The organism is Rhizobium aouanii (genome assembly GCF_037002925.1).
GTDB classification, from domain to species: domain Bacteria; phylum Pseudomonadota; class Alphaproteobacteria; order Rhizobiales; family Rhizobiaceae; genus Rhizobium; species Rhizobium aouanii.
The window spans coordinates 242,714-266,509 of the sequence record NZ_JBAMYD010000006.1 but is presented as its reverse complement, the minus strand read 5'-3'; the positions used below and the strand labels follow the sequence as shown (position 1 = coordinate 266,509).

At 57.0% G+C, this 23,796-nt stretch carries 14 protein-coding genes and 8 pseudogenes; 9 read left to right on the top strand and 13 right to left on the bottom strand.

The window, feature by feature from the left end; genetic code table 11:
- Positions 1-74 precede the first annotated feature (74 nt).
- Positions 75-401 (bottom strand): helix-turn-helix domain-containing protein, encoded by a 327-nt coding sequence (locus tag V8P77_RS13265; protein WP_264396540.1) that lies wholly within the window; start codon positions 399-401, stop codon positions 75-77.
- Positions 398-745, bottom strand: coding sequence for a type II toxin-antitoxin system RelE/ParE family toxin (locus V8P77_RS13260; RefSeq protein ID WP_264396541.1), 348 nt, complete (start codon positions 743-745; stop codon positions 398-400). Before V8P77_RS13260 ends, V8P77_RS13265 begins: the two co-directional genes overlap by 4 nt.
- Positions 746-1,136: 391 nt before the next feature.
- On the opposite strand from V8P77_RS13260, the pseudogene V8P77_RS13255 reads away from it, so the two are divergent.
- A pseudogene (locus tag V8P77_RS13255) lies at positions 1,137-1,952 on the top strand (Tn3 family transposase); the annotation flags it as partial.
- Between the two features lie 55 nt (positions 1,953-2,007).
- Here V8P77_RS13255 and V8P77_RS13250 read toward each other — a convergent pair.
- Both V8P77_RS13250 and V8P77_RS13245 read right to left on the bottom strand, forming a co-directional pair.
- Positions 2,008-2,328: pseudogene (locus V8P77_RS13250) on the bottom strand (exodeoxyribonuclease III); the annotation flags it as partial.
- 4 nt (positions 2,329-2,332) lie between these two features.
- Positions 2,333-2,509 (bottom strand): hypothetical protein, encoded by a 177-nt coding sequence (locus V8P77_RS13245; RefSeq protein WP_264396542.1) that lies wholly within the window; start codon positions 2,507-2,509, stop codon positions 2,333-2,335.
- A 202-nt stretch (positions 2,510-2,711) separates the two neighbouring features.
- On the opposite strand from V8P77_RS13245, the pseudogene ku reads away from it, so the two are divergent.
- Positions 2,712-3,270: pseudogene (gene ku / locus V8P77_RS13240) on the top strand (non-homologous end joining protein Ku); the annotation flags it as partial.
- A 59-nt stretch (positions 3,271-3,329) separates the two neighbouring features.
- Here ku and V8P77_RS13235 read toward each other — a convergent pair.
- Both V8P77_RS13235 and V8P77_RS13230 read right to left on the bottom strand, forming a co-directional pair.
- Complete coding sequence (locus V8P77_RS13235) at positions 3,330-3,830, bottom strand: DUF4334 domain-containing protein (protein WP_319641131.1); 501 nt, start codon at positions 3,828-3,830, stop codon at positions 3,330-3,332.
- A 52-nt stretch (positions 3,831-3,882) separates the two neighbouring features.
- Positions 3,883-4,775 (bottom strand): annotated as a pseudogene (locus V8P77_RS13230) (hypothetical protein).
- Positions 4,776-4,832: 57 nt separating this feature from the next.
- Here V8P77_RS13230 and V8P77_RS13225 point away from each other — a divergent pair.
- The gene (locus V8P77_RS13225; RefSeq protein ID WP_264396544.1) at positions 4,833-5,318 is read left to right on the top strand and encodes a hypothetical protein; all 486 of its coding nucleotides are present in this window, start codon (positions 4,833-4,835) and stop codon (positions 5,316-5,318) included.
- A 508-nt stretch (positions 5,319-5,826) separates the two neighbouring features.
- On the opposite strand, the gene V8P77_RS13220 is transcribed toward V8P77_RS13225, so the two are convergent.
- Positions 5,827-7,395, bottom strand: a complete 1,569-nt coding sequence (locus V8P77_RS13220; protein WP_264396545.1) for a C25 family cysteine peptidase — start codon at positions 7,393-7,395, stop codon at positions 5,827-5,829.
- A 481-nt stretch (positions 7,396-7,876) separates the two neighbouring features.
- Between V8P77_RS13220 and V8P77_RS13215 the strand changes: the two genes are divergently transcribed.
- The 5 genes from V8P77_RS13215 to qhpG are packed head-to-tail and all read left to right on the top strand — an operon-like array spanning position 7,877 to position 14,306.
- Positions 7,877-9,307, top strand: coding sequence for a ferritin-like domain-containing protein (locus V8P77_RS13215; RefSeq protein ID WP_264396546.1), 1,431 nt, complete (start codon positions 7,877-7,879; stop codon positions 9,305-9,307).
- Entirely contained in the window at positions 9,304-10,689 is a 1,386-nt protein-coding gene (locus tag V8P77_RS13210; protein ID WP_264396547.1) for a hypothetical protein, read from the top strand. The genes V8P77_RS13215 and V8P77_RS13210 overlap by 4 nt, the downstream gene beginning before the upstream one ends.
- Positions 10,686-11,570 carry a hypothetical protein gene (locus V8P77_RS13205; RefSeq protein ID WP_264396548.1) on the top strand — a complete coding sequence of 295 codons (885 nt, stop codon included), beginning with the start codon at positions 10,686-10,688 and terminating at the stop codon, positions 11,568-11,570. The genes V8P77_RS13210 and V8P77_RS13205 overlap by 4 nt, the downstream gene beginning before the upstream one ends.
- 13 nt (positions 11,571-11,583) lie before the next feature.
- On the top strand, positions 11,584-12,915 hold the full coding sequence (locus V8P77_RS13200; protein WP_264396549.1) for a radical SAM/SPASM domain-containing protein: 1,332 nt from the start codon (positions 11,584-11,586) through the stop codon (positions 12,913-12,915).
- Positions 12,912-14,306, top strand: a complete 1,395-nt coding sequence (gene qhpG, locus V8P77_RS13195; RefSeq protein ID WP_264396550.1) for a flavin-dependent monooxygenase QhpG — start codon at positions 12,912-12,914, stop codon at positions 14,304-14,306. Before V8P77_RS13200 ends, qhpG begins: the two co-directional genes overlap by 4 nt.
- A gap of 198 nt (positions 14,307-14,504) precedes the next feature.
- Here qhpG and V8P77_RS13190 read toward each other — a convergent pair.
- Positions 14,505-17,447: pseudogene (locus V8P77_RS13190) on the bottom strand (Tn3 family transposase).
- A gap of 154 nt (positions 17,448-17,601) precedes the next feature.
- Between V8P77_RS13190 and V8P77_RS13185 the strand changes: the two are divergent.
- Positions 17,602-18,189 (top strand): annotated as a pseudogene (locus V8P77_RS13185) (recombinase family protein); the annotation flags it as partial.
- On the opposite strand, the pseudogene V8P77_RS13180 reads toward V8P77_RS13185, so the two are convergent.
- The 5 genes and pseudogenes from V8P77_RS13180 to V8P77_RS13160 all read right to left on the bottom strand — a co-directional run bounded on the left by V8P77_RS13180 (position 18,152) and on the right by V8P77_RS13160 (position 23,653).
- Positions 18,152-18,853: pseudogene (locus V8P77_RS13180) on the bottom strand (plasmid pRiA4b ORF-3 family protein). The pseudogenes V8P77_RS13185 and V8P77_RS13180 sit on opposite strands and share 38 nt — an antisense overlap.
- 72 nt (positions 18,854-18,925) lie before the next feature.
- Positions 18,926-19,195: pseudogene (locus V8P77_RS13175) on the bottom strand (transposase family protein); the annotation flags it as partial.
- A gap of 81 nt (positions 19,196-19,276) precedes the next feature.
- On the bottom strand, positions 19,277-20,437 hold the full coding sequence (locus tag V8P77_RS13170) for an MFS transporter (protein WP_264396551.1): 1,161 nt from the start codon (positions 20,435-20,437) through the stop codon (positions 19,277-19,279).
- The gene (locus tag V8P77_RS13165; RefSeq protein WP_264396552.1) at positions 20,434-21,585 is read right to left on the bottom strand and encodes a glycosyltransferase family 4 protein; all 1,152 of its coding nucleotides are present in this window, start codon (positions 21,583-21,585) and stop codon (positions 20,434-20,436) included. Before V8P77_RS13165 ends, V8P77_RS13170 begins: the two co-directional genes overlap by 4 nt.
- Positions 21,566-23,653: a chorismate-binding protein gene (locus V8P77_RS13160; RefSeq protein ID WP_264396553.1), complete on the bottom strand. Its 2,088-nt coding sequence runs from the start codon at positions 23,651-23,653 to the stop codon at positions 21,566-21,568. The genes V8P77_RS13165 and V8P77_RS13160 overlap by 20 nt, the downstream gene beginning before the upstream one ends.
- Positions 23,654-23,796 lie beyond the last annotated feature (143 nt).

Here is a 23,796-nt window from a genome sequence, read left to right as displayed (position 1 = left end):
CAAATCCAGCAACTCAGGACAGGAGCGGTCATATTTTCGGTTCCTGGAGCAGCCGTCTTCAGCGGCTGCAGATCCTATGCATGCGCGTGCGTAGCCCGTAGCGGTTTGGCTGTAGGATGTACTTTGACCTTCACGTCCACCGTCTGGCCGAGCAGATCAAGCATCTTCCAAAGGCGATCGACGGTGAAGCCATCCAGCTTGACGCGGCGGATGCGCGAGAATTCGGTATAGTTGATTCCGGTCAGCGTTCCGGCTTCTCGGACCGAGAGCTTCCGCATATCGAGCGTCTTGACAATCTGTGCCGCCAGCGTAGCCCGAAGATGCTCCAGTTCCGGGTTCGGCATATCGAAGTCGCGGAAGATGTTGCCACTGCCACGAACAAGTTCAAAATCGTCGCTCATCGTAAAGCCTCCTTCAGTCGTTTCAGGCGTTCGCGGATCAGGTCGATTTCGGCCTTCGGCATCGCGACGCCCGACTTCGATTTTTTCTGAAACGCATGAACAACCCATATGTCCGTATCGATCTGCAGCATGTAGACTATGCGGAAAGCATCGCCCCGATGTTTCAATGCCAGCTCGAGCACGCCCGACCCGAGGCCTGTCAACGGCTTTGCGATATCGGAATGACCGCCCGCGGCAGCCATGGTCAACGCCCGCGCCATTTCGGCCTGAGCGCCGGGCGGAAAATCTTCAAAATCTTTCCGGGCGGCCTTGATCCACGATAAGGTTCGGACATTGTCTGACACATGGGTCTATGTTGATATATTTATCAACGGTCGTCAATGAAAATCGCGTAGTCGCAGTCCCTTTCGGCGCCCGCGGCGGAACGACTTATCGATGAAGGGTAGTGTAGATTGAGCAGATATGGTGAGCGGATAGTTTTAGCCGTCCTCAGAGAGACGCCCCTGAAACGGCCGCGAAAAAAGCGAATACTGTGGATTGGAACTACTCTGAGTTGACAATCTTCGATTCTCGATGAGTGTATCGTACAGGGACGCGGACAACGAAAGGTCGTGGCTGAATGAGTGCGTTTCGTTTTCTTCATGCAGCCGACATTCATCTCGATAGCCCACTTCATGGCTTATCACGTTACGACGGCATACCGCTTGACGACGTTCGGGGCGCAACCCGAGCCGCATTTTGCCCATCAGTCCGACCGAAAGCGAGGCGGCCTATGTGCTCGATGGGCTATTCGATCAGGACACGGTCCTGGACATCCAGGAACACTTTACCGATACGGGCGGCGCAAGTGATCACGTCTTCGGACTGTTCGCCCTGATCGGAAAGCGCTTTGCACCGCGATTGCGTAACCTCAACGATCGGAAGTTTCACACGTTCGAGAAGGGAGACGCATATCCGACACTGTCGAACCACATCGGCGCGCCGATCAACACCACTCTGATTCTCGATCATTGGGACGATCTGCTCCATCTGGCGGCGTCGACCACGACACGGTCCGTGGTGCCGTCTACGATCCTGAAGAAGCTGTCCGCATCCCCGAAGCAAAGCCATGTCGCAAGGGCGCTACGGGAACTCGGCCGGATCGAGCGCTCGCTCTTCATGATCGAATGGTATTCAAGCCCTGCATTGCGGCGGCGCAGTCAGGCCGGTCTCAACAAGGGCGAGGCCGCGCATAAGCTGAAGCGCGCCGTCTTTTTCCACGAGCGAGGCGAAATCCGTGACCGGTCGTTCGAAAGCCAGGCATTCCGCGCCTCTGGCCTTAACCTCGTCGTCAGCGCCATCGTCCATTGGAATACGGTCTACATCGAACGGGCCGTCACCCACCTACGCAATGGTGGGCGCCAGATCCCTGATCATCTGCTCAGGCACATCTCCCCGCTGAGTTGGGAGCACATCAATCTGACCGGCATCTACACCTGGGACAGCGAGCAGCACCTGCCGGAAGGCTTCCGATCGCTTCGCCTTCCAACTGGGTTGCGGCGCGCCGCATAAGTTCTCACTCTGTTCGACCTAAGCGTGTCGCCGAGAACAGTTCTTGTTCCGACCCCAGATAGAGGCAACCGATGATCACGCCGTCGATGGCCGCTTCGATGTAACGGCTATGCGTGTCATCCGGATCGCCGGGCAAGCCGCGCCGCGTTTCGAGAGGATCCTGCTCGCGAGCAAGAATGGCCACTCCGTTCCAGGATTTTTGCCCGTGCCAGATCGCACCGTAGCCGGCGCGCTCAAGTTCGCGACGCGGAAACTTGTTGTCCGGGGCTTTCAGTTCCTGCAGGCACACGACATCCGGCTCCGCCTCGTCGAGCCACCGCAGCAGAACGTCGAGGCGGCCGTTGATGCCGTTGACATTGTAGGTGGCGAGTTTCACCTGATCAGCGCTTGCGATCGCCTTTATCACCCTGGCCGGGCTTGGCGTCGTTCTTCGCATCGTGACGCGCATCAGCCGACAGAGATCGAGAGACATCGACGCTTTGCTTGAACTTGCCGTCTTCGTCACGGCGGACATAGCGTTTATCGGTTCCGGTATCGATCAGTTCACGCTTGCTCATGGCAGGACTCCCTTGAAGTTGTTCCTCTTGGAAACGCAGGCGGCTGCAAAAAGTGTATGCGAATCAAGACGCTAATCGATGACCCGCAATGCGAGCGACCGTTGCCTGCTAAGTCATTGAAAATGATTCATTTTGACTCGGAACGATTCGTCCGCTGATTCGGTTTTGAATCGCATTAGTTGCGTCAGGGAGTATCAGCGTCATGGTTAGCCCGAGAGCGAATTGGAAAGGCTTCATCAAGTTCGGAGAGGTCTCCTGTCCGGTGGCGCTCTATACCGCCGCTTCCTCGTCGGAGCGGATCGCCTTCAACACGCTCAACCGCAAAACCGGCAACCGGGTCAAACGTGAGTTTGTCGACAGCGAGACCGGAGATCCCGTCGAGCGCGACGACCAGGTCAAAGGCTACGAGGTGGACAACGGCCAGTACATCGTCCTGGAACCGGACGAAGTCGCCGCAGCCGTGCCCGAGAGTGACAAGACGCTGAAGATTGAAGCCTATATCCCCTGCTCGCAGATCGACACGACCTATTTCGACAAGCCCTACTATCTGGCGCCGGACAAGATGGGTTCGGATGCCTTCGTGCTTCTGCGCGATGGCATGAAAAACGAAAAGGTCGCAGCCATCGCTCGCACCGTTCTCTTCCGCCGCATGCGCACCCTTCTCATTCGCCCCCACGGCAAGGGCCTGATCGCCAACACTCTCAACTTCGATTACGAGGTCCGCTCATCGGCAAAAGCCTTCGAAGACATGCCCGACTTCCAAAGTCAATCTCGGCGATCAGTGTCGGCTGGGCGAACACGAGGTTTTTGCAATCAGCGCTCACGGCTCATCGACCCGTTCGAGTTCGAAGAAGTAGATTCGATCGTCACCCTTGATCGTCATGGCTCCCATGACCCTGCGTTCGTCCATTCTGCGGAAATGGTCGATAATCGGCTGACCGTCATACACCATCGCCGCACTCGCCACGCCCTGGAATGACATGGTTTTCAGGGACGCCACGGGGCCTTTGGCCCGGAACCCGCGCTGAAGATATGAAAACAGACATTTCGCGGCACCCGTCCTCCCGAGCCTGTGGAACCGCAGAGCCAGGCGAAGCGGTATTCTTGCCGGGTCGATCGGGATCAGCCGTTGCTCGCCCAAGCGAAACAGCAGCGCATCGGTGCGCATGTTCGGCGTGAACCGCTTGCCGAACCAGCCGAGGTTTTCCAGCACACCGTCGAACGGATGGCCGGACGGAATGCCCCGACCGGTCCACAGTCCGATCATCTCGCGCGGCTCGACCGGCGGCAGGCTTTGAAACTCATAGAGTGCCTTCTGCATCTGCGGCCTGCTCAATCCGAACACTCCTCTCCTTGCGACGCGAGGCGCGATGCTACGCGATGTCGCCCTGCTCTTCCCTACGCTGTTTGATGCGCTGTTTTGATCTGGCCCTTTGCCGAGCGGTCCGCAACTCCTCTAGGGTCGGCAGCCACCAACCTCGAGCGAGCTCTTCTTCTCCAGGTGGTATTCGTGCCGGCCAGGTGGTGACCAGTTCCTCGAGCGAACCGGGTCGCCACGACGCCCAAACATGCTCCTCGCTCTGGCCCGCAGGAAAATAGAACGTGCTGACAGTCGCAGGATCTGCCAACTCGCCGTCCGTGCCGGTGAAGATCACAACACCCGCATGCGTGCCGATCGCGCGCGCGAACGGCGGGCCATCGTCGGCGGGCACAGGATAGCGTTTTCGCCGACGCTCCCTCAGTCTCGCCTTCAATGCCTCCTCTTCATCGGTGCCCTTCATCGCCTCGCGGCGCGCTTTTCTCACCTCGGATTCATTGCGTGCGGCGGCTGCCTCGATCGTCGGCCATCGTCGGCGGAGTTCACTGTATGATCGGTAGGGGACAGTCCACACCCGGCGATCATCGTCCCAGCGTGCAGACGGGATTTCGCGAATTTCGTTCACGACAGTGCGCGAGTAAGGCGTCCGGATATGAAAGACCGAAGGTGCGGCTTCGAGATAGCGGCTTTCGATCGGATCGAACGCGAACGCGTCCCTGCCCTTCTCGTCGGCAAACGCGTCGGCTTCCGCTTCCATCTCGGCGAAGCCAGCGACCGATGCGCCTCTCTGCGGTCCGGCCAGGCACGAACCAGGCATTCAAGCTGTCGCTCCAACGAGCGCGCGGGAAAGTTTTCCCGAAAGCGCTGCACGGTGATGCGATCGTGAGGCAGGTCAGTCCGTTGCGCCAACACGGCAGCCGGGGCGGTATCGTTCGGTTCCTTTTCCATGGTTACCTCCACGGCTTGCTTTGGAAAGGATTATATCATCACCCACGACTGAGGGCGATGCGATGGCTAGCCCGGCCGTGCGGGCTGTTCGCGCTTCGGCTAGCTGCGGAAAATTATTACCGGACAGGACGGTGGCAGAACGTTTTTCTCTGCCAGGTTCAAGCCCAAGATCTCGGCCGACAGCTAAATCTGAAGAAGGTGGGCGCTGCCCATTTCTTTAACCTCGCCAGCGATGGTTTCCAGCATCTCAACAACTATGTTGGGCAGGTCAGCGCTGACAGGAAGCACAACCCCAAAAGGTTTGCCAATGTATACCATGTAAAGGAGGTGATTGACGAGCTTGATTGGCTCGGCCTCTATCCAGAGATCTGGAAAATCGCGGAGCAAAATTACAGCGCGGCGTGGAAGGTCGATAAACCAGCGGCATCGGACCTTTTGACGCGGGCAAAAATCCAACTCAAGTCGTGTCAGGTTTCACAGAGTATGAAAGACGAAACGATGCGGACCATCGATCACCATATAGTCGATCTCCAAGTAATTTAGTTATTCCCAAAACCGAGTCGGCCTCATTGCCATGAAGACATTGAACCATCGACTCTGCAATTGCCGCCGGACAGCGATGATTTTTGAACATTAAGGCGCGTAGCCGCATACACGCGCGTTATCTTGCGGTGGCGGACTGCCTTCCTCGCAATAGCCAAGGCATTTTGGAAAGGCCGCCAGAACAGCGCGAGCTTACCAGTCAAACCGACCACATACCGTGGCGTTTGGCGATATCGATCAAGAGCGGCTTTGTGCGGAGTGCCCTACCGATCGAGATGCTCGCTCCAGTCCGTTATCGTGAGAGTGTAGCCATGAGTTTCGCCAGTGCACTTGATCGTCTTTCCGACAAGCGTCTCAAGTTCGGAATCGAATAACGGATTGCCGCCTTCCCTTCGGAGCACAAAAGAACCCTGGCCGGTGTCGAGGTGTACAGCCTCGCGCTCGCTTTTTGAACCTATAGCAAAAGGTTTTTTGGTTACCGTGCCTATGAATTCTTGCAAATCCTGTCTCAACGGCTCCTTATCTTAGTGATCGAGGCAAGCTCGCCATCGACCTCCTTGCCGACGAACACCAAGATGTCTACCACTCCGGTTTCAGCTCGGGACGAAGACGTATCATCTAATGACTTAGTAAACAGTAGGTGAAACGCGGTCGGGAGTGAAGGTGCTTGTGCAAGCGCATGCGGGAGTTTAGCGCGCCCTCGCTGCCGGATTGAGAACGACAACACACTTCCCGGCGTTCTTCCTTGAGCCTCCGCGCTTGCGTGCAACCGGTCGAGTATCGCCTTTTTTGGCTTCCTCTTGACCAGCGTGGGCACTGGCTCCTTGGCGGCGAGACCAATGCCTTCGCGAAAAAGAAGCCGGCGGCGGTCCTTCCGATCCGATCGTTCCGCGATTGTATAGTCGGTTGCAGCCGCCAACACAAATGCCTTAGGCGTTTGGACGGGCGTGAGTGAGGGATCGCCGTAGAGGTTGAATTGAGCGAGCGTTTTCAGGTCCGTAGGATCCATGGGCGAGGATTTCCGGACAAAGGTTTGGCGGGCTTCAAGTGCGGCTCGCCCGTTTGACGAACCACGAAGGATGTTTTGAAGAAAGAACTGGCATATCAGGTCAGCCTGGCCGTTTCCCTCTGCGGGGCCGTAAGCGATCGTCGTGCTGGCGAAAAACCCATAAGCTTTGTTTGCAAGATAAACGTTGCAGATGCCAATCTGCGTTTGGGTCGCGGAAACCGGATATAGTTCACCACCGTAACAGCATTCGGCAGCAACGATCGTCCCTTCCTGAAGCTTCCCATCAATATAGGCCGCGTCTAGGGCAGGAGGATATTGGCTCGCTCCCGTGCTCGGCTGTCCGTAGAATTGGGAACTCGCGGGCGCGCCATGACAGTTGAAAAAATGCATATGCCGTTGGAGTTGATCGGTACTCCACTTGTAGTCGCGCGGAGGGACATCCTCGACTTTCGCGGGGGCGCCGAACGTGTTGGTCACCGAGAGGTCGGTCGATTTTTTCCAGATCTGCGCCGTCACCGCGAAATAGGTTTTCGCGGAAGGAAGGGAAGCGGGTCTGTATTCCGCGGCCACCCGAAGCAATTCAGCGAGATAATTCGGGTCCGTTCCTCCTGTGACATCCGGTAATCTGCCGACAACCCTTGTCGGACCGATGAAGTCCTTCGCGTCTCGGCTGTAAGGCGCTTCGCATGCATAGGGAAGATCTCCATAAGCATACTCGTCTGGGTCTTCTCCGCTTGGATCCAGAAGAGGGTTTGCCATGTCCTGATGTGGTACGATATCGATTGCGCCCAATATCACCACGTAATCTGGTCCAAGTGCGCGGTAAACTGCGTCGATGGCTTCCTTGTTCTGAGCGGGATCTATGGGTCGCGTCACCGGCGGTGCGGACAGGGTCTTCATGACACCCTTGTCGTCAAGAGGAACAAAAACCGTCACCAGTCCTCGCTGTTTATCCGCGGAAATAAGCGCATCGACACTGTTCTTGATGGCATCATATCCGTTGGCGCCATACTTTCCCTTGAGCGCCGCAACGTTCGTGACAATGACCTTGTCCGGTTGTTGATCCATGATACTTCCCCTTTTTTGGTGAACCGCCTCACCAGTTCGGCGGTATCGAATTGTTTTCGCGAATGCGCCAACGTCCCTTGCTATCCATCGCACCAACATAATCGCCGCGCGAGGTTTCGTCGAATATAAACCAATACGACTGTGTTCATGTTGGATGGTATCAAGTTCAGTTAAACGAAATCGGATATCAATTGACGGCGTAGTCTTCTGGTTAGCAGTAAAACTCGCCTCTGTTCATAACACCGCAGGCCGTATGTCCATGGCGAGAGATGGCACAATTCGCGACAAAAGCGACTTCTGCTCTATAAAACTCTCAAGCACAGCGCAGGTGCAACTGCCACAGGAGAGATTTTACGAGCGCCGCCCATTTTCACTTTCCAAAGTGTTGTGGGCGTGCTTTACTTCAACCTGAGCGACAGTAGATAAATCGTGCTTGCGAAACAAGAGGGATTTGCGGATCCTGGGGAACTTGGGGCTGAGAATGCGAAGCCGCGTCACGGAACAACTGCATCAAATTCTCGATCAATCATTGAAGGCACGGGTCACCCGTGCCAAAAGCTTGGGTCCGGAAAGTGCGAGCTCCAGCACATTTGTCGTCCCGACAGGCTTTTCTCCGCACGATTATGCGGTCTTTCTGCTGCACGTAGCCGCGGAGATCGAACACGGGCTTCTCATCCAATATCTTTTTGCGGCCTACTCGCTCGGCGGACCTCAGGTGCCCGAAAAAGAGAGGCCGAAGGTCGTGCGGTGGCAAACCATCCTGCTCGGAATCGCCCGGGAGGAAATGGGTCACCTGATCACGGTTCAAAATCTGCTCAAGCTGATTGGTGGCCCATTAAATCTCGAACGCGACGACTTTCCTTGGGATTTGCCGTTCTATCCCTTTCCGTTCGCGCTTGAACCGCTCAGCGCCAAGCTCATCGCGCGCTATGTGTGCATCGAAAGTCCAGATGTTTGGCCCGATCACTGGGCAGCGCAGCAGAAGGAGATCACAAAACTCGCCTTTCCGGAGGGGAGCGATGGCTTTAACCGTGTCGGCCTGATTTACGGCAACCTTAAAACGCTACTCGGCGATAAGACGTTGATGCCTGATTCTTCTTTTCACGCCGACACGCTGAGTTATCAAGCCTCGTTCGACGAATGGGGCCGAGGATATGCTGGAGGTGCTCGCGGTGCTGCAACCCCTGGCGCGGCAACGCCCGACGTTCTCATTCATACGGCCTATTCCCGCAAAACCGCATTGGACGCACTAGATGCTATCGCTGAGCAGGGTGAAGCGGCGGATGCAATCAGCCAAGAGAACGACCTCTCCCATTTCGAACGATTTATGGAACTGTACCAGGAGTTCTCGGCAGAATCTGGTTCATCCAGACTCTGTCGGCCGGTCATCAGCAATCCGAGGGTGGTCGGCGATGCTGATGCTGTTCCCAATACGACCTATATCGCCCATCCCCCATCAAGGCACTGGGCGGAACTTTTGAACCTGCGGTACCGGATGCTGCTTACCTACCTGAGCCACACTTTCCGGATTTCTGGGAAAACCGGCAGGGCCGAAGGCATGGTACGGGGAGCGGTGCTGAACAGGGCCTTCGGAGAGATGTACAATCTGCGCGCAATCGCCAACATTCTGGTAACTTTGCCCGCCATCGATGCAGCCACAGTCGCTCGAGCCGCCCCGACTTTCGAGCTCCCGTATACACTGACGCTGCCCTATCTAGAGCGCGATGTTTGGGGGCTGCACCTCGACTTACTTAAGGCTTCCGGGGATTTGATAGCGGGAGTGCAGGGCACCGCCGGAACCGATGCCGACGCGTTTCTTGCCTCATTGATGGCAATCGACGCAAATGCGGCCAAAACCTTCCAGTCAGCTCTTAACGGTTGCTTCACTCCCGCTCCTGGAGGAATGTCATGACCATTCTCGAGCTGCGCATCCTCCCGCCTCTTGCTGTCGCCCGGCTGGGCGCATCCGATACACCTCTCGCGAGCTACCGACTGGACGTGGATCAAAATGCGCGGCTTGGATACCGCACGATCGTGCCCGATGAGACGCTTGAGGTCGACATCGAGACCGGAGAGATAGTCAAGGCGTTCACGCCGGCGCGTATCAAGTTTCGTGATGGCGACAAAATCAGACCAGTGGCGCCTTTTCTTGAGGTGTTCGCACGGACCTCGCCGGATGTCCTCGAACCGTTGACCCTCCAGCTCTTGGCCGCACATAAATTGACACCCGAGGATGTGAAATGGACGGTCCATCTGGGTTGCCGAAAGATCGAGCGCCGCACAATGGACAAAAACGATCGGATCGAAGCGCTTCTGAACTTTTCCGATTACACGCGCCATTCTGTTTTGGCGACGTGCGCCAACTTCCGGGACGGGAAGACACTTCCGATCGGATGGGTGCAGTACGTGCGTCCCAACAACGAATTCCCCGAAATACGTCTGCGCTACACGCCTCCCGCGGGTCACGTTTATGGATCGAGCCCGACCGGCGAACTTTATGACACTTCAAAACCAGAACCAAAGCACACTGATCCGAACGTGCCGGAAGAGCGAATCCTTTACGATCCGGCAAAAGGCGGCTGGCTTGGATATGATGAAAGTAAGGCTGACGTATCCCGAGTGACAAATCCGGGAAGCATCTTCACACAATACGGCCCTGATGGATTGAGCAGCGGCTATTTCGATGACGAATGCGATGGAATCGTCCTCGTAACGTTAGATGTCGAAGGCAAGTCGTTGAGCGCTTTTGCTCGCGTAGGCGCTGGCCCACCAACCTTTGCACCGGATGTGATCCCCATCCGGACAATCGCAGACGAGTTGGAACAGGTGGCCTTCGGGGTTGGACATGACGGCATGGCGACCCTTGCAGAGGCAGAAGAGATCCTGCGCCGTGCGGTGGAGACCGTTCGATTGTTCAATACGACCGCCCTAAACGGCAATACCGTTCAGGGTCGCACGAACCAAACCAGCACAATGGTGCGTCAGGACTCGAACGATTTCGGGCGCTTCTTCGAGCCGATCATGGCACCCGCAATCGTCGACAACCACGCTATCCTTGCATTGCATCAGAACGTTCTGACCGCGCTTCGTAGCGGCACGGGGGCTTGGTTTGCGGATGCTCTCCGAAAACCAGAAGAGATCGGCGATCTGAGCGATATCGGCCGCCGGAAGATGCCCGCGATGATGCGCGGGGCTGATGGGCGCCATCTGGTCCTGACGAGGCGGCAAATCGATGCGGTCGTGTCTGCTGCCATCGGCAAATTGTTCAGCGATGAGCCTGAGGTGAAGGCATGACCAAGATATCCCCTAGCAATCTCGCGGCACAACTCAACTATCGCGGTCGCGGCAATCCGTGGAACACGCAGCCTGTCACCGCCATATCCAATTGCTTTCCCGGGCTCGAATTTGACTTTCGCGTAATCTGGCGTCGGATGTTCGAGGGATTGTTGCTAATGGAATGCCACAATCTGGTGATCGGCGGCGAGGGCCCGCTTGCCGCACTCGAGGATCACCGGCTGCTTGGGATTGTGGACCCAGAACGCACTGACGACGAAGCGCCACTCCCACTTATGGTGCAAACGAGCGGCGCAACGATGCCAGGCAGGGCCGGTAACCTTGGGAACCTTGGCAACAAAAACGGCGTATCGTTCATGGAGTGGTCGAACAGCCTCGCTCGGATCTTCGATGCGCAGGGCCGGACCGTTGTCGGCTATTTCACTCCAGACAAGTCACTCGACGAGGTCCTACTGCCCACCGATAAGGAAGATCTTGCATCCCTCAAAAAGGTGGAACTCACCGTGCGGAAGATATTGGATGTCAGTGCGGTCGACGGCCAGCGCATGGCGACGATTTCGCGGTCTCTGATTGAACCGGGCGAACTTAGCCAGGGCCTTTGTTCCCCCTGGCAGAACGACTATCGTGAATGCGCTTGCTACTATTGGGCTGCAAGTCGACCGGACTATGTCAACGTCGTGGATGGGCCCGATGGTGTCAGCACCGGCGACGACTGGATGGCGGTCGAGCGCCCCGCCGCTGGAGGATATGTGCTCGATGACCGATCTGACTCGAGCGTGTGGAGCTACGATCAGCTCTTCCAGAATTGGCAAGGATACCTGAAATTCGTCGTTGGCGGATCAGAGGCGCAGGACGCTGAAGACCGTGCTGATCCCAGCTAACTCTCGGTGCTCTATGGCCAACCTGTTCGAACTGTCAAAACCTCGGTCACGCGACGCGCATATTCTGCGCGGTAGCGTTGGCGCGCAGCTCTTCGTTCCGGAGGGAAGCCAGCTCTTTGATATTGACGAAGCTCTCGCGGACACGCTCGCCCGCGCCTGGCAGGGCGAAGATGACGGCACTTCGGAGATACTTGTCTCGCTAGGACTGGATCCAAACGCTGGTGCTTGCCAAGAAAAGCCAGTGGATGTGCGTACCCGGGCTCTTTCGCTCGCTGTCGCCCAGAGCTGCAATTTGGGATGCGGCTATTGCTACGCACAAGGAGGGACTTTCGGAAGCTCCGCAAAGGGCATGGATATCCGGACGGCGCTGGCGGCGGTCGATCTGCTGCTGGCCGAGACGCATCCGGGCGAGCGCGCCAACCTTGCCTATCTAGGGGGCGAGCCCCTGGCGGGGCGTGACGTCATGCACGCATCGGCTAACTATGCGGCTGAAAAAGCCGCGGAACGCGGCATCAAGCTCGGCTTTTCGATCACGACGAATGGTACACTCATCTCGGAGCGCGATATCGACCTCTTCGATCGTCTCGGCTTTGCGGTCACGATCAGCCTCGACGGCATTGGGTCCGTGCACGATCGGCTCCGATCGTTCAAGGGAGGTTCGGGAAGCTATGATCGCATCCTAGCTCGCATAGCTCCGCTCCTTGAGCGTCAAGGCAGGTGCCAGGTGTCCGCGCGTGTAACTGTCACACCGGAGAACCTCGCACTCGAAGACACGCTCGATCATTTCGTCGCGATGGGGTTCCATACGGTGGGCTTCTCGCCGATGCTGAGCGCCCCGAACTCGATGCATGAGATGCAGCAGGATCATCTGGCTTCCATGTTGGAACAAATGGTCGCTTGCGGACGCGCGTTCGAGCGCAAGACACTTGCTGGTGAACGCTACCCCTTCGCAAACCTGCTCAACGCCCTAAGGGAGATCCACAAGGGCACACATCGCCCATATCCCTGCGGGGCTGGAGCCGGATATCTTGGTGTCTCCGCTGACGGCGAGCTCGGCGCGTGCCATCGCTTTGTCGGGGAGCCGGACGCTGTTCTCGGCACGGTAGCCGACGGGGTTGATCGAGTTCGGCAGGCAGACTGGCTGTCAGCGCGGCATGTCCATGCGCAGACAGGCTGCCCTGACTGCTGGGCACGATATCTTTGTGCGGGCGGCTGTCACCATGAGACCCTACATCGGGGCCGCCCGGCATGTGATTTCATACGCGGCTGGCTGCACTACGCAATTACGGCATATGGCCGCCTGTCTAAAGCCAATCCCAGCCTCTTTGCTGATTGTGTCCGATGACCGATGCCTGTGACGTGTTGGTCGTCGGTGGAGGCCCTGCCGGTTCGATCACAGCGTTGGAACTTGCTCGGCTGGGCTACGACGTAAAACTTGTTGAAGCCCTGCCAATGCCTCGCCACCATATCGGCGAATCCATTACAATCGGTGTTCACCATCAGCTTTCCCATCTCGGAATCGAATCCGTGCTCGAAAGCGGCGGTCGTCAGGTTTTTCACGCGCACGAAGAACGATGGACTGAATCCATCATGACGTTGAAACCCGCAGCGCCGGGCGCCGCCACTATAAACCGAGGTATGTTCGACGCTGCGTGCCTCGAGCGTTGCAGCATTGACGGCGTCAAAGTGATTGCGGGACGGCGAACCCGATCTGTGAAGCGTGTCAAGCCATGCGAATGGCATGTGACAGTCGAAGGCGGACTAGCGCTGCATGCGCGCTTCGTTGTGGACGCGGCCGGAAAACGCGGGGTTCTCCCCAGACTACGAGAAACGACTGGAGCGAGGACGATTGCTCTCTACGGCTATTGGAGTGGTGACGGCCTTCCAACCTTGCCTCGCGTCTTTGCCGGCAGCGCCGGGTGGGCTTGGGGGGCGCCGATCTTTGGGCTCGGATATAACGTCACGCTATTTGTGGACCGTACTGCGATTGGTAGGTGCGGTGGCGACGTGCACCGGGCTTATATGGAAGGCATCTCCGATGCAGCCATATTCGATACTGGGGCAGGCCCGGTCTTGCGCTCCGATATTGTTGCCTGTGACGCTACGGCTTGGTTTGAAAAGGCAAGTGTAGGGCGCGACTTCATCAAGATTGGCGAGGCGGCTCAAAGTCTCGACCCGCTTGCGTCGATGGGTGTTCAGAACGCTATCCAGACCGCCATGTGGGCCAGCATAGTAATCAATACTGTTTTTCGACGTCCAGAGGCGGAGGCGGCAGCGTTGGGCTTCTTCCAGGATAAGATTCTGTCCTCAGCGAAATCACATGCGGCGGCGGTCGCGGAAATCTATGCCTCAAACTCTGAAGGAGCGTCGCTGCCATTTTGGGCGCGGCGGGCGGCCCTCCGAACGCCCCCGATGGAGGACGCAGAGATACTCGAAGTAAAGACAGCGCCGGCGACTGCGACGACTATCATGCGAGGATCTGCGCCCCTGGTGGACCACGCTTGCTTATGTGGTTCATATGTTGAAACGCGCCGGGCAATCTTGGTTCGCGGCGGCGGCGAACCAGTCGCATTTTTGGGCGGATTTGCCGTGGCCGATGTCATCAATCGCATTGCGGAGGGCTGCGCCTTTGGTGAACTTCAGGAATGGCTTGCGACACAAGTGAGCACTCGCTTGGCTGAGCGGCTCCTGAATTGGCTATTCCGGAACGATGTGATTAGACCCATTGACGTTTAATCATGTACTATCGACGGTCTCCTCTTCTTCAGGCAAGTCGTACGTGTCCGAAGCACCCAAGTATTGGAGGTAACGGCTGAGGACGGCAACCCGGCTCCCTTTCCGAGGGGCAATGATCCCTCAAAGCGCTTGCTTCAAATAGGGGTCGGAACAAGAGCAGTTCAAAATCGTACGCTAAGGTCGAACGGACGGTGAACGTCAGGCCGCGCGCAGGAGGCGGCCAGGAAGGCGCAATTGCCTGAAGCCCTCCGGCATCTGTTGCTCAGCGTCCCAAGAGTAGATGCCGGTGAGATTTATGTGCTCCCAACTGAGCGGCGAGACGTGTTTGAGCAGTTCGTTGGGAATATTCCGACCCTGTTGCCGTAGGTGGGCCGCGGCGCGGCTGAGATAAACGGTGTTCCAATGGACGATGGCGCTGACCACCAGGTTGAGACCGGAAGCCCGGAAAGCCTGGCTGTCAAAGGATCGATCCCGTATTTCGCCGCGCTCATGGAAGAAGACAGCACGCTTGAGCTTGTGTGCGGCTTCGCCCTTGTTGAGGCCGGCCTGACAACGCCTGCGCAGCGCCGGGCTGGAATACCACTCGATCATGAACAGGGTGCGCTCGATGCGGCCGAGTTCGCGCAAGGCTTTGGCGAGATCGCTGGATTTTGATGAGGCAGAGAACCTTTTGAGGATCGTTGACGGCGCGACGGTGCGCGTCGTGATCGAAGCGGCCAGACGCAGCAGATCGTCCCAATGTTCGAGAATAAGAGCGGTGTTGATGGGGGCGCCGATGTGGTTTTCCAACGCCGAATAGGCATCGGTCTTCTCGAAGGCGTGGAACTTTCGATCCTTGATGTTGCGCAGCCGTGGCGCGAAGCGCTTGCCGATCAGCGCGAATAGAGCAAAGACATGATCGCTGGCGCCACCGGTATCGGTAAAGTGCTCCTCAATCTCCAGAATCGTGTCGTGATCGAACAGACCATCGAGGACATAGACAGCCTCGCTTTCGGTCGGGCTGATCGGCAATATGCCGAAGATCCATATTGGTCCGAGAGATGGCTGTAGAATTTGGATCCCGGTTCGCTGCCATAATGCAAATTGACGTCGCCGCGTTTGGCGGCTCGGTCGCTGGCCCGGAAGAATTGCCCATCGGATGAGGCGGTTGTTCCGTCTCCCCAGAGCAGCGAATGCGGATGGCGTGTGTGAGCATCTCGGATCGGGCATGGAAGGTGCGCATCCAACCGATCTGATGCGCACTGATCCCCTTGGAGGCTCCCGCCATGCGTTTCGGGCCAAGATTGGTGCCATCCGCCAACACGCCGGCGAGCATGGCGGAGATGTTCTGCGGCGTATCCCCTGTCCGGACATGCGTGAACTGATCTGCAAATCCAGTCCACTCATGCACCTCCCTGAGAAGGTCGGGCACTTCGACCAGAGGATACATTTCGCTGATTTCGACGTTCAACTCATCCGCTGCGGCGGGAATATCGCTCGCCCGCGGCGTTACGATCAGGGTTCCAGCCTCCAGCCTGACGCCATCGAGCTTTCCATTGCGCACGCGATAAGCAAGGCGCTTGAGATTGAAGTCCATCGTCTGCCGCACTTCGGCGAGCCACGCGGCGCCATCGCCCTGTACGCCGAGACCGAGCTTGCCTTCTTCCTTCATGGTGAGGAACGCGGGCTTGGGCATGAGGTGTTCGTCTATCGGCCGGAATGACCGGCTGCCGTCAACCCAGATATCCGCGGAGCGCAGCCGGTCACGCAAGTGAGCCAGAGTGGCAACCTCGTACAGCCGCCGATCCGGCTTTCCGCTTTCGAAGATCAGTTTTCGCTCGGTCGCTCCAAGATGCCCGACCGGCACGCGATCCGGCAGAACACGCCGTCCTTCCGCATAAAGCATTTTCAGGGTCGCGATCGCCGCAAGCAGCGGATCGTGTCGACGACGCGAGTGGAATGTGAACGCCTGAAGGAAGGCTCCTGCGAACTTGCGGACATTTCCATATTGCTCGGCTGCCATCACCAAAGGCGATACATCCCCGTCCTCCACCATCGCTTCAAGACCGGGTTTGATCTGCAGCAGCCGATGCCAGCCGACTTTCCGGTTTACCATCTCGATCGCGTCTTCATCGGCGTCATTGGCAGCCTGCAGAGCCAAAATCGTGTCGAGGAACAGTCGTAGCGCTTTCGATGTTTCTATGCGGGCGTTCATATGGCGCTGTTTTTTGCGGTTGTTGGCTTGGGAGAACAGCCGGCCGATCAGTTTGATGAACATTGTCACGGCATCGTCAGTGAGCTTCTGGCCGAGTTTGATGACTGCGCCACGATCGTCGCGCGCCGACGGCTGGCATTGAAGTCACCAGCAAGCCAGGCTGGGGTGGCGTCACCCTCGCGGATCATCTGGCCCCATCGCCCAGAGGGGGATGCGGGCCTGCAAGCGGGGTTCGATCTCGAGTGCGCGCAGGAATGCGATGCGTTCCGTCAACCCCGCCAAGTTCCACGCTCCTGGTGCATCTGGAGCAGAACGCAGCCAGTGGAAGCGCGTCTGGCCTATTGTCGGATCAACGTCCAACAGTGCATCGAGGGCTTCGAGTTTTTCCGGCGCCAGCTCGGAGATCAGAGCTGCCTCGGCACGACGCCGGGCAATGGCGCGGGCTGCCAACCCCATGCGTTCGATCATGGTTGCCACTGGCAGCAGGGCCCGGCGTTCTCGGTACGCGGCAATGATTGCTTTTGCGATCACCGCTCCCTGGTCTGTCGTTGAGGCTGCCTCGATGCCTGCCCGCAGTGCCGCGCGACGGTCCATGCCGGTTGGGCTTCTGATTTCCAGATAGCGCAGCAGGTGTGCGGTGTGATCGCGGCGAGTTTCCTCACGGCGAGCGTAAAAGGCAAATAGCCTCGGATCCGCATCGATCTGTTCGGCGACATAGTTGAGCATCGCGCTCGGAAGGATCTCGTTCGGCAGGAGTGCCCGGCCGGGATAGCGCATCAGGCAGAGCTGCACCGCAAAGCCGAGCTGATTGTGTTTGCGCCGGCGATGTCGATTTCCAGCCGATCAGCCGGCGATAGGGAATAATGGCGGATCAAGCTGTCTTCATCGGCTTGAATGTCGAAAAGCTCCTGTCGATCCTGAGCCTTGAGAAGGGTCCGCCGTGCCACCGTTTTACTCCTTACAACATGCGCTGGTGGCCAAACCTCTGTACGGAAACGGACGATTTCGTACAGGGGCAAAACGGCCTGTCCACAAATTATCTTGACAGGCTTTTGAACAGGCGGGATATTTCGGACAGCCTATTCGGACGAAATTCGACCTATGCCACGCACCTTTGCCTATGTCCGCGTCTCCACGACCGGGCAAACCACCGAAAACCAAATCCAAGAAATCGAAGCCGCCGGCTTCCAGGTCGAGCCGCGCCGGATTGTCACCGAGACGGTTTCCGGCAGCACCGCCATTGCGCAACGTCGCGGCTTTTCCCGGCTTATGGACAAGTTGGAGTCAGGTGACGTTCTGATCGTGACCAAGCTTGATCGGCTCGGCCGCGACGCGATCGACGTCAGCACCACGGTGAAGGCTCTGACCGAAATGGGCGTGCGGGTCTATTGCCTCGCGCTCGGCGGCGCCGATCTCACCAGTTCGGCCGGCACGATGACCATGAACGTGCTCAATGCCGTCGCGCAGTTCGAGCGCGATCTGCTGATTGAGCGAACGCAGTCAGGTCTCAAGCGCGCCAAGTTGGAAGGAAAGGCGCTCGGCCGCCCTTCGACGCTCAGCGACAAACAGAAGCAGGATGTGCGGGACGATCTCGCAACGGGGATGAGCGTTTCGGCGATTGCTAGGAAATTCGTGACAAGCCGCCAGACCATCATGCGGATTCGCGACGAGGGTTCACGATCCGTTCGACCTCAGCGTACGATTTTGAACTACTCTTGTTCCGACCCCAGCTTGCACGCTCCTTCAGTCTATCCAGTGCGGCGCGCAGTTCCTCCGCACGATCAGGATCGTCCAGCACGGCAAGGGATTTCGTTTCGGCAACGTCCTGCAGAAACTCCGTCGTGATCTCCAGGTCGTCCATCGTCTCGTAGCCGAAGGCGTTGTCCTGCCGCCACATCCAGGCTTCCGGCCCGCCGCAGTCTTCCTGCGGACAGTCGCCGTCTCCTCCCGTGCATGCTGGATAGTGAGCGCCCGGTTTGACTGACTGGCGCTCCTCCAGCCGGATCTCGTGCTCCCAGGGAATGTTGAGGTCGTATTCGTACAGGAACCGGCTCCCTTTGCGCAGCTTCAATTAGCCAAGCGTGATGGCCGGGGAACGGGCACCCGTCTCCCACGAGCCGTACCGCGCCGTGTGAATGATGAACTGGTAAAGGTGGATGCCTTCCCATCCCATCGCCACCTGAAGGACGCCATGAAACTCGCGCAGCGTCATCGTCGAGGCAACCTGAACCCGACGCCACACCATAGGGTTCACATCCTTTAGCCAGACGCGAAACTGCAGGATGAAAATCTCATCCTCCGAGGTTGCCGCCTCTCCGACTGTTTTCCTTGCTGCCCGTTTTGCACGCTTCACACCCGCCGACCCCGTCGAAGTTCAATGACGACGGCATACTCCGTTCCATCCCGCCCCACAAATCTTCATGCTCCCGCCAATGGAGATGACGACCTTATCGAGGTGCCATTTGTCGCCGAGCCGACCGGCGGATCGCCTGCGGATTTTGCCGGCAAAGTGCCGACCAAATTTCTCCGCCAGTCGAACGCTCTGGTGCGTGACGATGATACCACGAGCTGCCAACAGGTTCTCGACCATACGCAGGCTCAGCGGAAAGCGAAGGTACAGCCAAACGGCGTGTGCGATCACCTCAGCGGGAAATCGATGACGACGATAAAGAGGATCGCGGGCAGATTTTGTCATGCCGCCAGATCGCATAATTTCCTCGACAGCCCGTTAAGTTTACGATGCCCGATGGCGGCGAGATGAAGGCTTACGAAACCGTCAGTTTGTGAATTCCTTCTGCGAGCTAAAATACAGGGCACCGAAAGAAAGGAGCGCGATTGCCATAAGAGTGAGAAACCCCGCGTAGAGTACCGCTATCTTATAGTCGCCTCCGAAAACTCGGACGAGCATAATAGCCGATGGAGTACCAAGAAGCGCGCCGGCGCGAGACGTGTTCATGTAGAGCCCTGTTGCGAGGCCGACCCTCGTTGGCATCGAAGCCTGAAACCAGGCCATGCCTGCACCCATTACGGCTACGATGAAGGCAGCGTTCAGGAACTGAGCGGATAGAAGTATGGGGAATGAACTGAACACGTACAGCAAAGTACTGTAGGTAACACCACATGCCGATCCCACAATAACGACTGCTCTGGGAGATCTCTTTTGACTCATACGCCCTAGGAGTAGGAACAGAGGTATCTCAATCGCTGAAGTTGCAGAAAGCAAGATGCCCGCATAAGTCACAGGCAGTTTTAGTGTCTCAGTCACGATCAAGGGGGTCACCATCACAATCACCGCGTTGGTTGCCTGCAAAAGGACGAATGCGACCACCATGATCCCGATGTTCAAGGAGTTGAGCGGCCGGGCCTCTGAGGAAGAGGAAGGCGAAGGCGAGATGTCCGCCGGAAGAAACGGCGCCAACAAAAGAATCGGCAAGCTGCAAAGAGCTACAGCGATCAGCAGGCCGGGGAATCCTCTCCAGCTCATCAGGAAGGACGCTCCCGCTGGTCCGGCTACCCATGCTATGGAAAAGACAGCTCTCATCGTAACAACGTGACCGCGCCCTTGCTCGGTTGATCGAAGATACGAAAAAAAGAGCCCGATTGAGCTCGCCGAGGGGCCAAGCAGACCGATAGCAATAAGCAGTACTCCCCCAAATCCGTCTACAAACGCCAACAGCAACGCAGCGACCGCTGTCAGAATGATTGAGCCTACCACCGAGGCCTTGAGCCAGCCGAAAACGTCAGTGAAATGGGGTATCGCCAAGCTGCAAACGAGCGCGCTGATGTAGAAGGCCCCGAGGAAAGCGGCGGTCTGGCCCTCTGTCATGCCAATTCGTGTTCTCGCGAAGAGCGCGAGGTTGGGTGTGATGGCCGCACTCTGTAACCCGACCACAAGTGCGACCGCCCCCATCAGGACGAGCGGGATAGCGGACTTCAAATTCGGCCTGCTGCCGCTTGATGGAGGTAGGGGGTCATGACATCCACGACTTTATCCCACCTGAAATGTTTGTTCGCACGGTTGTAGCCTTGCTGCCCCATCCCAATGCGCATTTCTCTGGATGTAACGAGCTTTCGCAGTCGCTCAGTCAAGCCAACGGAGTCACCGGACTCGATCAGGAACCCGGTTTCTTCTTCGAGTATGACCTCATTGACGGCACCGACTTTCGTACCAATGCAAGGCAGAGAATGAGCCATTGCTTCAGCGTAAACGTGTCCGAAGGCTTCGGTCTTAGTCGGGAGCACGAAAATGTCGGCAGTTGCATATAGTTCCGAGATTTTCCCCTTGTCTGAAACGTGTCCCAGATGTCTGACGCGGGGTTCCTCCAGCGCGACGTAATTCGGCCCAGGATCCCCGAAGACGATAAGTTCCACCGAAGGAAGCTCAGCCCGGAGAACACGGAAGGCTTTCAGAAGCGTGCCGAGCCCCTTGCGGGCGTAATCGTTCCCGCCGAAAAGGATCGTGACCCGGTCGCGGTCCGGTCGGCGGATCGGATCGGGAAAATGGTTGATATTGACACCGGCAAAAGCCGTCACGACCTTCTCGGCTGGAATGCCATAATCGTAGATGACAGATCGGCGCACCTTCTCGGAAAAGGTAAAAACACAGGCCGCCCGGCGCATCAGCTCGCCCTGAAGCCTGTCAACGTGCTTTCGCACACGTGGCAACGCCCACTCGGGAAATTCGCGTGCACTCAATCTGGTGGTCCAATCATTGTATACAACGTATGGTACAGTGATCCGTTCGCTTGCGTACGGCGAGAAAAAGAACTCCCACTGGAATATCAAGGAAGGCTTGGACTGTAACGCATTGATATAGCTCTCGCACGCGCGGCTCTTTTCTTGGAATATCCATCGGTGGCGCTTGTATGTTCGTTGTGCGATTTCGCGATTGGGCACCCAAGTTGCTATTCTTGAGGCTAAGGCCGTTAGCCCAGACGGCTTCGGCTGGAAAACCTCCGTCAGTTCGTAGCGGCTTGCGAGTTCCTTGAAGAGAAAATGCCTCGCGCCTCCAACACCCGTGCTGTTGCTCGAATATTCTGGCTCTGACGAAGCGAGGCCAAGAATGCTAAAGGGATCGGGGTTCATGCCGGGGCACCTCGTACTGGACCGCGATGTCAATGAAGTTTTTTACTATTGTGTGTCCTATGTTCCCATCGGCGCTCATGATCGACTCTGGGTGATATTGGACGCCGTAAATCGGCAGAGACTGGTGCTCAACGGACATGATTATTTCGTCGTCCGTGGTCGCGGTCACATGTAGGTCCGAGGGTAAACTGCCAAGGGAAGTGCAGAGGGAATGATAGCGGCCTACACGAAGACAGCCTGAGACGCTGCGATAGAGAGCAGTCGGTGTCTTTAGACGGAGTTCCGCGTGCTTGCCGTGGACGGGTTCGCTTAGTCGATCAACAATGCCGCCGAAATGCTGAACGATACCCTGAAAACCAAGGCAAATTCCAAGCGTTGGTACCATTTCCACCTCGCAATGCTTCAGGATCTCGTCAAACGGGTATTCCGCGGGATGCCCCGGACCGGCCGATAGCACCAACGCGTCCCCAGAAAACCGGTTCAGTGCATCAATGGCGTCCCTGTAATTGACGACCTCGACATCATCTACGAGCTGTGAAAGCAAGCCCGCAGTGAGGTAGGTGAATGAATCATCGAAATCGATCAAGAGTACGGTAGCTTTCCGCTTTCCGAACCGGACTTGTGAAGGATTTGGCGCATCATTTGCGAAAAACGAGATCTTGTTGTTGGCTTCAGCGACTTCCTCCGATGGGACGGAGTCCCATGTGATACTTGATCCGGCCTGAATATGAGATGTCCCATGGATGATGTGCATCATCGCGATCGGGATGCCCGTATCAATCTCTCCGTTGAGCCGCACATAGCCGACAGCACCCCCGTACCAGTTCCGCGGCACAGGTTCGTATCTCTCAATCAGTTCCAGAGCCTTGGCCTTTGGAGCGCCCGTTAATGCTACTGACCACATGTGTGCAAAGAGGGCGTCAACGCTTGTACAGCCAGGCGCGAGTGTGCCCGTGATATAGTCGACGGTATGAATGACGTTTGAATAAAGCTCAATCTGACGATTTGCGCGCAGCGTAACAGACTCTGGCGTACACACTTTGGACAGGTCATTCCTGGCGACATCACAGCACATCATCAGTTCCGCCCTGATCTTATCGGAGTTGAGGAGGGTGCGGACTCTGGCTTCATCTTCGACCGCCGTCTTGCCTCGCGCGATGGACCCGGCTATTGGCCGCGCCTCCACCTCCTGTGCCCGGACTCTTACGAGCATTTCTGGCGATGTGGCGAGCAGGTATTCGGAGCTTCCGAGATTGAGGAAGAAGCTGTAAGGAGCTGGCCTCTTCCGGCAAATTCGTTCAAAAATTGCGCTGGGCAATTCAGTCATCGGTCTGCTGAACCGCTTGCTCATTACGATTTCAAAGACGTCTCCTTTGCCGATATGCTCCTTCACCCTCGCCACGGAATCCGTGTGGTCAGTGAGCGGACTGAAGGGCTCCGGGCTGCCTCGCCGCGAAGGTTTAGCCGAAGAACCGAATTTATGAATATGAATTTTTTCTTCATTAGTCTGCTGGGCATCGGCGAGCAAGAAGGACACACGCCGTGCGGATCGGGCTTCGGGATCGAACTCAAGAAACGTCGTGGGGAAATAGAGAATTGCATCCCGATGGCGGGCACCTCGCGGCTTCAGTTTCCCGATGCGATGCACGTCCAATGCTATATCGAATCCGAATGCGCCATACAGGCCCAGCAAATCACCGTCATTTAGTGAATCGGAAACGCCGCACCGAAGAAGACCATTAAGGAATGGCTGAAGAGGAACGTCGAAAGATGGATCATGGGCAGGTAAACTCTGCAGTATTGGCCCGACGAAGTCCTGATAGAGGGCAGTCCCAATGCTGCCCCGGGCGATAACTCTCATCCCTTCGGATGACGAATCTATTCGAATCGCCGGCTTGGAGAAAGCCAACGCCTTCCTTCGGTAGATGTCTGATGCATAATTGCAGTAAAAAATACCGCCTTCATCTCTGTCCAGATTTTTTACGAAATCGTGGTAGCTTGCGTCATAGTCGATGTCCTCGGCGACGGAAATCAAATTTGGAAAGTGAACGGGCTGGATGCCAGGCATAGCCACCTCATGACGATCAATTTAAAAAAACCCACGCCCAAATCATAAGGCGTTTGCGGATGGAAATGCATGTACTGTGCCAAAGCAGAAAAGCATTTATAAACAACGTGGCCCCCAATTCAGCAATGTCACATACCAGACAT

Coding starts and splice junctions, on each gene's coding strand:
- V8P77_RS13215 (WP_264396546.1), top strand. CDS start 7,877: ATGCGAAGCCGCGTCACGGAACAACTGCATCAAATTCTCGATCAATCA.
- qhpG (WP_264396550.1), top strand. CDS start 12,912: ATGACCGATGCCTGTGACGTGTTGGTCGTCGGTGGAGGCCCTGCCGGT.
- V8P77_RS13205 (WP_264396548.1), top strand. CDS start 10,686: ATGACCAAGATATCCCCTAGCAATCTCGCGGCACAACTCAACTATCGC.
- V8P77_RS13235 (WP_319641131.1), bottom strand. CDS start 3,830: ATGCAGAAGGCACTCTATGAGTTTCAAAGCCTGCCGCCGGTCGAGCCG.
- V8P77_RS13200 (WP_264396549.1), top strand. CDS start 11,584: ATGGCCAACCTGTTCGAACTGTCAAAACCTCGGTCACGCGACGCGCAT.
- V8P77_RS13160 (WP_264396553.1), bottom strand. CDS start 23,653: ATGCCTGGCATCCAGCCCGTTCACTTTCCAAATTTGATTTCCGTCGCC.
- V8P77_RS13245 (WP_264396542.1), bottom strand. CDS start 2,509: ATGAGCAAGCGTGAACTGATCGATACCGGAACCGATAAACGCTATGTC.
- V8P77_RS13165 (WP_264396552.1), bottom strand. CDS start 21,585: ATGAACCCCGATCCCTTTAGCATTCTTGGCCTCGCTTCGTCAGAGCCA.
- V8P77_RS13265 (WP_264396540.1), bottom strand. CDS start 401: ATGAGCGACGATTTTGAACTTGTTCGTGGCAGTGGCAACATCTTCCGC.
- V8P77_RS13225 (WP_264396544.1), top strand. CDS start 4,833: ATGCGATGGCTAGCCCGGCCGTGCGGGCTGTTCGCGCTTCGGCTAGCT.
- V8P77_RS13220 (WP_264396545.1), bottom strand. CDS start 7,395: ATGGATCAACAACCGGACAAGGTCATTGTCACGAACGTTGCGGCGCTC.
- V8P77_RS13210 (WP_264396547.1), top strand. CDS start 9,304: ATGACCATTCTCGAGCTGCGCATCCTCCCGCCTCTTGCTGTCGCCCGG.